Here is a 10,579-nt window from a genome sequence, read left to right on the forward strand (position 1 = left end):
CCTCTTTTTTTTTTTTGTTGGGGGTATTTTTTGTTTTTGGGGGGTTTGTTTTTATCTATTGCTTTGGGGGGGGGGGGGTTGTTTTTTTTTTTTGGGGTTAGAACCCTAATTACCACTCACGACGGCGGCGCCGGTCAGAGGCCCATGGACCGGCCGATCAGGTCCTTCATGATCTCCGTGGTGCCCCCGTAGAGCCGTTGCACCCGGGCGTCCCGCCACAACCGGGCGATCTCGTACTCGTTGACGTAGCCGTATCCGCCGTGCAGCTGGAGGCAGCGGTCGAGGATCTCCCACTGCGTCTCGGTCGTCCACCACTTCGCGCCGGCCGCCTCCTCGGCGGTCAGCTCACCCGTGTTCGCGGCCAGGATGCACTGGTCGAGGTAGGTGCCCATCACGTCGATCTTGGTCCGCATCTCGGCGAGCGCATGCCGGTTGACCTGGAACTTCCCGATCGGCTGGCCGAACGCCTCCCGGTCGCCCGCGTAGGCGAGGGTGATCTCGTAGGCCCGCCGCGCACTCGCCACCGCGTGCACGGCGATGCCGAGCCGCTCCTTGGGCAGGTTCTGCATCAGGTGGTAGAAACCGCGGTTTTCCTCGCCGACGAGGTTTTCGACCGGCACCCGGACGTCGGTGAAGACCAGCTCCGCGGTGTCGGCCGAGCGCTGCCCGATCTTGTCCAGCTTGCGGCCCCGGGAGAACCCGGGAGTCCCGGTTTCCACCGCGATGAGGCTGATACCCCGGTGCCCGGCGGCCGGATCGGTCTTGCACGCGACCAGGACCAGGTCGGCGAGGAGCCCGTTCGAGATGAACGTCTTCGTCCCGTTGAGCACGTATTCGTCGCCCTCGCGGCGGGCGGTCGTGCGCAGACCCCGGACGTCGGACCCGGCACCCGGCTCCGACATCGCGATGGCGGTGATGATCTCCCCCGAGCAGAACCCGGGCAGCCACCGCCGCCGCTGCTCGTCCGTCGTCAGGGTGATCAGGTACGGCGCCATGATGTCGTTCTGCAGGCCGAGCCCGATGCCCACCGCGCCGCTCGCCCAGTACTCCTCGGTGAGGATCGCGTTGAACCGGAAGTCCGCGACCCCGGAGCCGCCGTACTCCTCGGGCACCTCCCAGCCGAGCAGGCCCTGCTCGCCGGCCTTCAGCCAGGCCTCACGGCTGACCTTGCCGGCCGCCTCCCACTCGTCGACGAACGGCACGCACTCCTTCTCGAAGTACGTCCTCGCGGAGCGGCGGAACAGCTCGTGGTCTTCGGTGAATATGGTGCGGCGCATCTCGGCCGACTCCTCGTCCCGGCCTGCTCAGCCGATGCCGTCGGGTTATTCAGTTAGCTAATTAAACTATAACGGCCGATGTCAAGGTCGACAGCGGCGGCCGGCGCGCACCTGCTCTACGCTGTGGCGAGAGTGCGACGAGGGAGCGGTGCGTGGACCAGCTGTCGGAACGTGACCGGATCATCGACGCCGCGTACCGGGGCCTGGCCGCCACGGGCGGCACCAGCCTGTCGGTGAGCGAGGTCCTGCGGTCCGCCGGGCTGGGCACCCGCGCGTTCTACCGCCACTTCGACTCGAAGGACGAACTGCTGCTCGCGTTGTTCCGGCAGGACTCCGACCGGGTGGCCGCCCGCCTGCGCCGCGCCGCGGCCGCCGAGCCTCCCGCCGCCGCACTCCTCGCCTTCGTGCAGGCCATGCTGCGGATCACCGCCGATCCGCGCCGTCGCCAGCGCGTGCTGGTCATGTCGTCGGAGGAGATCGCCCGCGCGAAGGGGTACCTCGCCGAGCGGCAGCGCTACCACGCACTCGTGCAGGACGAACTGGTCAAGATCCTCGAACGCGGCCAAACCGACGGCACCTTCCCGCTGGCCCGGCCCGCCTCGGACGCCGGCTGGATCCGCGCCGCGATCCAGCACGCCTTCGACGAGCAGATCGCCGGGACCGCCCCCACCACCCCGAACGAGACGGCCGAGCTGCTGACCGGCTTCGCGCTGCGCGCCCTCGGCGCGAAGGCGCCCGTCAGCTCCTGACGAACCGACAGAACCCGGGTGTTGACAGCCTGGCGTTCAAGGACTCTACTGAAAACGTCATTTTCACTCCTCGGGTGCCGTGGACCCCCGGAAGAAGGATTTCCAATGGAGAAGATCTGGGCGAACTCCGGTGACTCGCACTTCCTCGAGCCGGAAGAACTCTGGCGGGAGAACCTGCCGGCGCGGCTGGCCGAGCTCGTGCCGCGTGCCGAGAAGGACCCGGACGGCGAGTGGGAGACCGTGCACATCGACGGCATGTCCTTCCGCCGCAAGCTGCCGACCGGACGCAACAAGGAGTTCCTCGAGGCAACCCACCGCGCGCCGGGCGCCCGCGACCTCGCCAAGCGCATGGTCGACCTGGACAACGAGGGCGTCTGGGCGGAGCTGGTCTTCCCGTCGCTGGGCATGTGGAGCTCGTCGTTCCGCACCCCCGAGGTCCTCCGGGAAGCACTCCGGGTCAGCAACGACTGGGCCTGGGACGCCATCGAGAAGTTCTCCCCGCGGCTGGTCACCACCGCGCAGGTGTCCACCCTGGACATCGGCGACGCGGTGGCGGAGCTGGAGCGCGTCGCTGAAATGGGCTACCGCGCGGTCTACCTCCCGGTCGCGCCGCACCCGCTGCAGAAGGACTACAACCAGGACGTGTGGGAGCCGTTCTGGACGGCCGCCGAGCGGGCGAACATCGTGCTCGCCTTCCACATCGGCACCGACCCCATCGACCTGTCCAAGGGCGGCGCGTCCGGAGTGGTCTACCGGGGACCCGGCGGCGCCGTGCTGAACTACACCGAGACGACCTTCGGCGGTCAGCGCGCCGTGATGAAGCTGGTCGCTTCCGGCGCCCTCGACCGCCACCCGGACCTGCGGGTCCTGGTGTCCGAGGGCGGCGCCACCTGGGTGCCGTTCGTCGCCGACCGGATGGAGGAGGGGTACCGCCAGCACGCGATGGCGGTGCGGCCCAAGCTCAAGCGGTCGCCGAAGGAGATCATCTACTCGCAGGTGTACGCCTCCTTCCAGCACGACGAGTCGGCGATCGCCGCGTGCACCGCGATGGGGTACCGGAACGTCATGTGGGGCAGCGACTACCCGCACATGGAAGGCACCTACGGGCACACGCAGGACACGCTGCACCACCTGTTCGACGGCGTGGACGCGGGAGTCCGGCACCGCATCACGGTCGGCGCCTTCACCGAGCTGTTCCCCGACGTGCCGCCCCTGCCCGCAGCGGCCTGACCGGGGAGTGACGACGTGAGTGACGACACCGTCCTTTACGACTCCCCCACCGAGTTCCTGCACGAGGTGGCGGAGAAAGCCGGGCGTTGCATGGCCCAGTCGGTGATCCCGCGGGACGACGGCACCTACGTGTGCGCGTGCTCGTGCGAGCGCTGGGAGGTGACCGCGCCCAGCCGGGCCGAAGGGCTGCGGCTCGCCCGCGAACACACCGGCTCGCTCCCGTGACCCGCGCGCCTGCCCGGTCCGTTCCCGATCCCGCGCGGGCCGCATTGCTCGAGCTGGTCGGCGAAATCCTGGACCTGGAACACCTCGAGGTGGACCTCTTCCGCGGCCGGAGCCCGCGCGAGGCGACCCAGCGGGTGTTCGGCGGCCAGGTCGCCGGGCAGGCGCTGGTGGCCGCCGGCCGCACGGTCGCCCGCGACCGGCCGGTGCACAGCCTGCACGGCTATTTCGTGCGGCCCGGCCGGCCCGCGACCCCCATCGTCTACCGCGTCCACCGGATCCGGGACGGCCGCTCGTTCACCACCCGCCGGGTGGACGCCCTGCAGCACGGCGAAACGATCTTCACGATGTCGGCGAGCTTCCACGGCGACGAACCGGGCCTCGTCCACCAGGAGGCGATGCCGGCCGCCCCGCCGCCGGAATCGCTGCCCACGCCGCACGAAGCTTTCCTGCAGGCGGGCCGGGACACCCCGCGCAACATCCTCCCGTTCGACCTGCGCCGGGTCGGCGAGGACGGCTGGCGGGCCGGGCGGGATCCGGAGCGCACCACCCAGGTCTGGCTCCGGGCGGTCGACGACCTCGGTGACGATCCGCTGCTGCACGCCTGCCTGCTGACCTACGCCAGCGACCTGACGCTGCTCAGCGGCGTCACGTATGCCCACCGGCTGGAGTCGTTCGGCGCGGACGGCGGCCGGGTCGCCATGGCCAGCCTGGATCACGCGGTCTGGTTCCACCGCCCGTTCCGGGTGGACGACTGGCTGCTGTTCGACCAGGAGTCCCCGACCGCCGGCGGCGGCCGCGGGCTGGCGCGCGGGCACTTCTTCGACCGCGCCGGGCGGCACGTGGCCAGCGCGGTCCAAGAAGGACTCGTGCGCGTCCGCCCCCAGTAGCGGCCCTTCCGGCGGGCCACGCTCTCGGATATAGTTAGATGAATTGACTATTACTCCTCCGGTTGAGGGCGGTATCCGAGTGCGTGACGGTTCCGGCGCGACAGCGACGCTCGCCGAGTGGGTGCACGGCATGCAACGTGCCCGGCTGGACGCCACGGTCGCCCACCAGGCCAGGAGACTCGTGCTGGACTGCCTCGCGGCCACGATCGCCGGCTCGGCGACGCCGGTGGCGGCCGCGGTCCGCGACCTCGTCACCCGGATGTACCCGGGCGACCACGCCCACGTCGCCGGCGGCGGGCGCGCGTCGGCCGCCGGGGCGGCGCTGGCCAACGGCACCGCCGCGCACGCACTGGACGTCGACGACGGCTACACCCCGGGCTCGGTGCACCCGAGCGCGCCGACGATCCCGGCCGTCCTGGCCGCGGCCGAGAGCGCCGGCGCACCGGCGGACGTCGTGCTGCGTGCCGTCGCGACCGCCGTGGAGGTGACCTGCCGGCTGGCCCGCGCCGCCCACCCGGCGACCCGGGAGGCCGGGTTCCACAACACCGCGCTGGCCGGAGTGCTCGGTGCCGCGGCCGGGGTGTCGGTGGTGCTCGGCCTCGATCGGGCCGACGTGGTCTCGGCACTGGGGGTGGCGGGCTCCCACTCCGGCGGGCTGTTCGAGTTCCTGGGCAGCGGCGCCGAGGTCAAGCGGCTGCACGCCGGCAAGGCGGCCCGCGACGGCCTGCTGTCCGCCCACGTTGCCCAGCTGGGCGTCAGCGGTCCGGCGACGGTGCTCGAAGGCACCAACGGCTACTTCCCCGCCTTCGCCCGCGGCGCGTGGCGCCCCGCCGAGCTGCTCGACGGGCTCGGCGAACGCTGGGTGCTGCGGGACACCTACGTCAAGGTCCACCCCTGCTGCCGTCACCTGCACGCGGCGATCGACGCGCTGCTGGACCTGCGGGCCGAGCACGACCTCGGCACGGTGACGGCGGTGCGCGTCGAGACCTACTCGGTCGCCGCGGCCCACGCGCACACGACGTTCGGCAGCTTCATCGACGCCCAGATGAGCCTGCCCTACGCCGTGGCGGTGACCCTGCTCGACGGCGAGGTCGGCCTGCCGCAGTTCGACGAGGCCCACCGGGCGTCACCTGCAGTGGCCGCCCTCGCGGCCCGGGTCGAGATCGTCGCCGGCGCCGAGTTCGACGCCCGCTACCCGGCCGAGCGGCCGGCCCGGGTCACCGTGCACCGCGCCGGGCAGCCGTCGCTGAGCCGCGAGGTCGGCCAGCCGCGCGGCGAGCCGAGCCGGCCCCTGGACGACGAAGAACTCACCGCGAAGTTCCGGCTGCTCGCCGATCCGGTCCTGGGTGCCGGACGGGCGGCCGGGGTGGCCGCCGCCGTGTGGGCGTTCGACGACATCGCCGCCGTCATGTCCGAGCTGTCGGACGAGGAAGGAAAGCCCCGATGACCACCAGCACCGAGGACCGGACGGCGTTCGCCGAGTCGGTCCGCGCCTTCGCCCACGACCGGCTGGCGGCGGGCGCGCTCGAACGAGCCCACACCACCGGGTACCCGTGGGACGTCGCGGAGCTGCTGGGGCGGCAAGGCCTGCTCGGGCTGACCGTGCCCGAACGCGACGGCGGCCAGGGCGCCACCCTGCTCGACGCCGTGACGGCCATCCGGGAAGTCGGCCTCGTCTGCCCGAAGAGCGCCGACGTCGTGCAGGCCGGCAACTTCGGGGCGCTGCGGACCTTCGCCGAGTACGCCGACGACGACCAGAAAGCCCGCTTCCTGCCCGGGTTCCTGGCCGGCAGGACGCTGCTGGGGCTGGCGATGAGCGAGCCGGAGGCCGGATCCGCGGTCACCGACCTGACCACGAGCGCCGAACCGGACGGCGACGGGTACGTCGTCAACGGCACCAAGATCTGGTCCACCCACAGCGTCGAGGCGAACGTGTTCCTCGTCTACGTCCGCTTCGGACCCGGCGTCGGCGGGATCGGCTCGGTGCTGGTCGAACGCGGGACTCCCGGGCTGGAGATCGGCCGGCCGTCGGAGTACATGAGCGGCGAGCAGTGGGCCCCGCTGTACTTCGAGAACTGCCGGATCCCCGCGGAGAACGTCCTGCTGGGCGCCGGCGGCTTCAAGAAGCAGATCAGCGGGTTCAACGTCGAACGGCTCGGCAATGCCGCGCGTTCGCTCGCCCTGGGCAGGCTGGCGTTCGGCATCGCCCGCGACCACGTGCTCCAGCGCGAGCAGTTCGGCCGCACGCTGGCCGACTTCCAGGGTGTCCAGTGGAAGTTCGCCGACGTGGCCGTGGCCCTGGACGGCGCGGACCTGCTGCTGGAGCGCGCCGCGGCCAACGACGGCCTGCCCTCGGCCTACGAGACGTCGGTCGCCAAGCTGGCGGCCAACCAGGCGGGCTTCCTGGCCGCCGACCAGGCCATGCAGGTGATGGGCGCGATGGGCTACAGCACGGAGACCCTGGTCGAGTACTGCTTCCGCCGCACGCGGGGCTGGATGATCGCCGGTGGCTCCCTCGAAGTCCTGCGCAACCGGATCGCCGAAGGCGTGCTGGGCCGCCGGTTCAGCCAGCGGGCCCCGAAGTGACCGCCGAGCTCGCCGCCGCGCTGTTCCGGCCCCGCAGCGTGGCGCTGGTCGGCGCTTCCGCGGATCCCGCGAAGGCGTCGTCGCGGCCGCTGCGGTTCCTGCGGCGCAGCGGGTTCGCCGGCGCCGTCTACCCGGTCAACACCCGGGTCACGGAGATCGACGGCGAACCGGCCTTCCCCTCGCTCGACGCCCTGCCCGAGGTGCCCGAGCACGCGTTCCTCATGACCCCGGCGGCGGCCACGATCGACGCCGTCCGGCAGTGCGGCAAGCTGGGTGTGCCCGTGGTGACCGTCCTGTCCGGTGGCTTCGCCGAAGCCGGGCCGGAGGGCGCCGCGCGGCAGCGGGAGCTCGCGGCCGTCGCCCGGGAGTCCGGCACCCGGGTCGTCGGGCCGAGCAGCCTCGGTGTGGTCAACACCCGCACCGGGCTGACGCTCACCGCCAACGCGGCGTTCGCCGATCCGGACCTGAAGCCGGGCGGCATCTTCGTCGCCTCGCACTCCGGCAGCCTCATCGGCGCGCTGTTGTCCCGCGGTGCCGCGTGTTCCCACCTGGTGTCGGTCGGCGGCGAGGCGGACCTGGGGATCGGCGAGATCTGCGGGACGGCCGTGGCCGATCCGGACGTCACCGGGTTCCTGCTGTTCCTGGAAAACCTCCGCCACGCCGACGGGCTGCGCACCTTCGCCCGGGCGGCCGCGGCCCACGGCAAGCCGGTGCTGGCCTACAAACTGGGCCGCTCCCGCGCCGCGGCGGAGCTGGCGGTTTCCCACACCGGGTCCCTCGCGGGCGAGGACGACGTGGCCGCGGCCTTCCTCGCCGACTGCGGCATCGCCCGCGCCCACACCCTCGACGGCCTGATCGAAGGACTTCCGCTGCTCGCGCGCACACCGGTGGCGGGCGGCGCGCGCGTCGGCGTGGTGACGACGACCGGCGGCGGCGCCGCGATGGTCGTCGACCAGCTGGGCATGCTGGGCATCGACGTGGCCGGGCCGACACCGGCCACCTTGGATCGGCTCGCCGCGGCCGGAGCGCCCGCCGCGCCGGGCGTGATCGTCGACCTCACGCTGGCGGGCACCCGGAACGAAGTGATGTCCGCCGCCTTGGACGTGCTGCTGTCCTGCGGTGAGTTCGACCTCGTCGTCGCCGTGGTCGGATCCTCGGCCCGGTTCGAACCCGAGGTCGCGGTGCGCCCGATCGTCGACCGCGCCGACCGTCCCGGCCTGGCCGCCTTCCTGGTGCCCCACGCCCCGGAGGCGCTCGCGATGCTCGCCGCGGCCGGTGTCCCCGCCTTCCGCACGCCCGAGTCCTGCGCCGACGCGATCGCCGCGGCGTTCGCCCGCCAGGCCCCACGCAGCGTGTCACCACCCTCACCCGGCGAGCCCGGCCCGGTTCGGCCGCTCGACGAGGCCGAGTCGTACGCCGTGCTGGCCGAAGTGGGTGTCGAGGCCGCGCCCCACCGGGTGCTCCCGGTGGACAGCCCGGACGCGGACGGCCTGCGGTTCCCGGTCGCGGTCAAGGCGTTGTCCGCTTCGCTCGGGCACAAGAGCGACGTCGGCGGCGTGGTTCTGGCGGTGGACACCCCCGAAGGGGTCCGCGAGGCGTCGGCACGGATTCGCGCCGAGGTCGCCGCGCGAGGCGGGGCCGAGATCTCTTCGGTGCTGGTGCAGTCGATGGAGGCCGGCCTCGGCGAGGTGCTCGTCGGCTACCGCGAGGACCCGGACGTGGGCCCGCTCGTGCTGGTCGCCGCGGGCGGGGTGCTCACCGAGATCTACGCCGACCGCAGCCTGCGCCCGGCCCCGGTGGACCTCGCCACCGCACGTCGCCTGCTCGGCGAGGTGAAGGGCATCGCGGCCCTGCGGGGCCATCGTGGCGCCCCCCGCGGCGACCTCGGCGCGCTGGCCCGGCTGGTCGTGGCGGTGTCGGAGCTCGCCGCGCGCGGTGACGTCGTCGAAGCCGAGATCAACCCCGTGCTCGTCCGCCCGGACGGCGAAGGCGTCGTCGCGCTCGACGCCGTGGTCCGGGTGCGCGACAAGTCGACAAAGGGAGACGCGGAATGATCCCCCGGATGCTCATCGACGGCCGCTGGACCCGGGGGTCCGGGACCGAGACCCGCCCGGTCGAGAACCCGGCGACCGGCGAAACCCTCACCGACCTGCCGGTCGCCACCGCCGCGGACCTCGACGAGGCACTGGACGCCGCGCGCCGGGCGTTCCCGGCCTGGCGCCGGACCTCCCCGATCGAGCGGAGCCGGGTGCTGCGGGACGGCGCCCGGCTGATCCGCGACCGGGCGGGCGACCTGGCCATGGTCATCACCCTCGAACTGGGCAAGCCGCTGGTCGAGTCGCGTGCCGAGGTCCTACTGGCCGCCGAGCACCTCGAATGGGCGGCCGAAGAGGCTCGCCGTTCGTACGGCCGGGTCATCCCGGCGCGGGATCCGGACACCGTGCAGCACACCGTGCTCGAACCGGTCGGCGTGGTCGCGGCGTTCGCGCCGTGGAACGCACCGGCGGTCACGCCGTCGCGCAAGATCGGCGGCGCGCTGGCCGCGGGGTGCTCGATGATCCTCAAACCGGCCGAGGAAACCCCGACGGCGGCGCTGATGATGGCCGCGGCGCTGGAAGAGGCCGGGCTGCCCGGCGGCGTGCTCAACGTGGTCTTCGGCGACCCGCCGATGATCGGACGCCACCTGGTGACGTCGCCGGTCGTGCAGGCGGTCACCTTCACCGGCTCGACGGCGGTCGGCGCCGAGCTGCGGACGCTGGGCGCCCCCTCGATGACCCGGATGACCATGGAGCTCGGCGGGCACGCGCCGGTCCTGGTGCTCGCCGACGCCGACGTCGAGTCGGTGGCGCGGTCGGCCGTGCCGGCGTGCTACCGCAACTCCGGCCAGGTGTGCACCTCGCCGACCCGGTTCCTCGTCCACGCCGAGGTCTATGACCGGTTCCTGGCCGCGTTCGTCGACGCGGTCCGCGACCGCAAGGTGGGCGACGGCCGGGCCGACGGTGTCCAAATGGGACCGGTCGCGACGGAACGACGGCTGCGGGCGCTGACCGAGATGACGGCTGACGCGCGTGCTCGCGGCGCCGTCGTGGAGACGGGCGGTGGGCGGATCGGCGATGCCGGGTGGTTCTTCGCGCCGACCGTGCTGACGTCGGTGCCGCCGGATTCCCTCGCCGGGACGGTCGAGCCGTTCGGCCCGCTGAAGACCGTGACGCCGTTCGACGACCTGGACGAGGCACTGGCGGAAGCGAACCGGCTGCCGTTCGGCCTGGCGTCCTACGCGTGGACCAGCGACTCGCGCGCGGCGGCGCACATCACGCGTGAGCTGGCGGCGGGATCGGTGGCGGTCAACAGCTGGCGGCCCTCCCTGCCGGAGACGCCGTTCGGCGGGTTCCACCTCAGCGGCGTCGGCACCGAGGGCGGCGCGGAGGGCTTGCGCGGCTTCCAGCGGCTCAAGTACGTCAGCCGCAGCTGACCGCTTGGTTCACGGGGCCGGGGTCGTGAGTGGTAATTAGGGTTAGAACCCGAATTACCCGGCAGTGGTTTTCGGACGGCGAGCTCGCCGCGTGGGGCTGGGCCGAGCTGCCGCGCCGGGTCCGCCGGAACGACGGCTCGGTCAAGGACATCA

At 72.4% G+C, this 10,579-nt stretch carries 9 protein-coding genes; 8 read left to right on the plus strand and 1 reads right to left on the minus strand.

What is annotated here, in order from left to right; all coding sequences use genetic code 11:
* Positions 1 to 134: 134 nt before the first annotated feature.
* Positions 135 to 1,277 (minus strand): acyl-CoA dehydrogenase family protein, encoded by a 1,143-nt coding sequence (locus ACWED2_RS48015; RefSeq protein ID WP_449697184.1) that lies wholly within the window; start codon positions 1,275 to 1,277, stop codon positions 135 to 137.
* 152 nt (positions 1,278 to 1,429) lie between these two features.
* On the opposite strand from ACWED2_RS48015, the gene ACWED2_RS48020 reads away from it, so the two are divergent.
* From ACWED2_RS48020 to ACWED2_RS48055, 8 genes are all read left to right on the plus strand, one after another.
* On the plus strand, positions 1,430 to 2,026 hold the full coding sequence (locus ACWED2_RS48020; protein ID WP_449697185.1) for a TetR/AcrR family transcriptional regulator: 597 nt from the start codon (positions 1,430 to 1,432) through the stop codon (positions 2,024 to 2,026).
* A 105-nt stretch (positions 2,027 to 2,131) separates the two neighbouring features.
* The gene (locus ACWED2_RS48025) at positions 2,132 to 3,256 is read left to right on the plus strand and encodes an amidohydrolase family protein (RefSeq protein WP_449697186.1); all 1,125 of its coding nucleotides are present in this window, start codon (positions 2,132 to 2,134) and stop codon (positions 3,254 to 3,256) included.
* Between the two features lie 15 nt (positions 3,257 to 3,271).
* A complete protein-coding gene (locus ACWED2_RS48030) occupies positions 3,272 to 3,481 on the plus strand; it encodes a hypothetical protein (RefSeq protein WP_449697187.1) in 210 nt (69 codons plus the stop codon).
* Positions 3,478 to 4,368, plus strand: coding sequence for an acyl-CoA thioesterase (locus tag ACWED2_RS48035; RefSeq protein WP_449697188.1), 891 nt, complete (start codon positions 3,478 to 3,480; stop codon positions 4,366 to 4,368). The genes ACWED2_RS48030 and ACWED2_RS48035 overlap by 4 nt, the downstream gene beginning before the upstream one ends.
* Positions 4,369 to 4,447: 79 nt before the next feature.
* Positions 4,448 to 5,815, plus strand: coding sequence for an MmgE/PrpD family protein (locus ACWED2_RS48040; RefSeq protein ID WP_449697189.1), 1,368 nt, complete (start codon positions 4,448 to 4,450; stop codon positions 5,813 to 5,815).
* The gene (locus tag ACWED2_RS48045) at positions 5,812 to 6,954 is read left to right on the plus strand and encodes an acyl-CoA dehydrogenase family protein (RefSeq protein WP_449697190.1); all 1,143 of its coding nucleotides are present in this window, start codon (positions 5,812 to 5,814) and stop codon (positions 6,952 to 6,954) included. The genes ACWED2_RS48040 and ACWED2_RS48045 overlap by 4 nt, the downstream gene beginning before the upstream one ends.
* Positions 6,951 to 9,008 (plus strand): acetate--CoA ligase family protein, encoded by a 2,058-nt coding sequence (locus tag ACWED2_RS48050; protein ID WP_449697191.1) that lies wholly within the window; start codon positions 6,951 to 6,953, stop codon positions 9,006 to 9,008. Before ACWED2_RS48045 ends, ACWED2_RS48050 begins: the two co-directional genes overlap by 4 nt.
* On the plus strand, positions 9,005 to 10,426 hold the full coding sequence (locus ACWED2_RS48055) for an NAD-dependent succinate-semialdehyde dehydrogenase (RefSeq protein ID WP_449697192.1): 1,422 nt from the start codon (positions 9,005 to 9,007) through the stop codon (positions 10,424 to 10,426). Before ACWED2_RS48050 ends, ACWED2_RS48055 begins: the two co-directional genes overlap by 4 nt.
* Positions 10,427 to 10,579: the final 153 nt, after the last annotated feature.

The sequence above is a fragment of the Amycolatopsis sp. NPDC005003 genome (assembly GCF_053600695.1).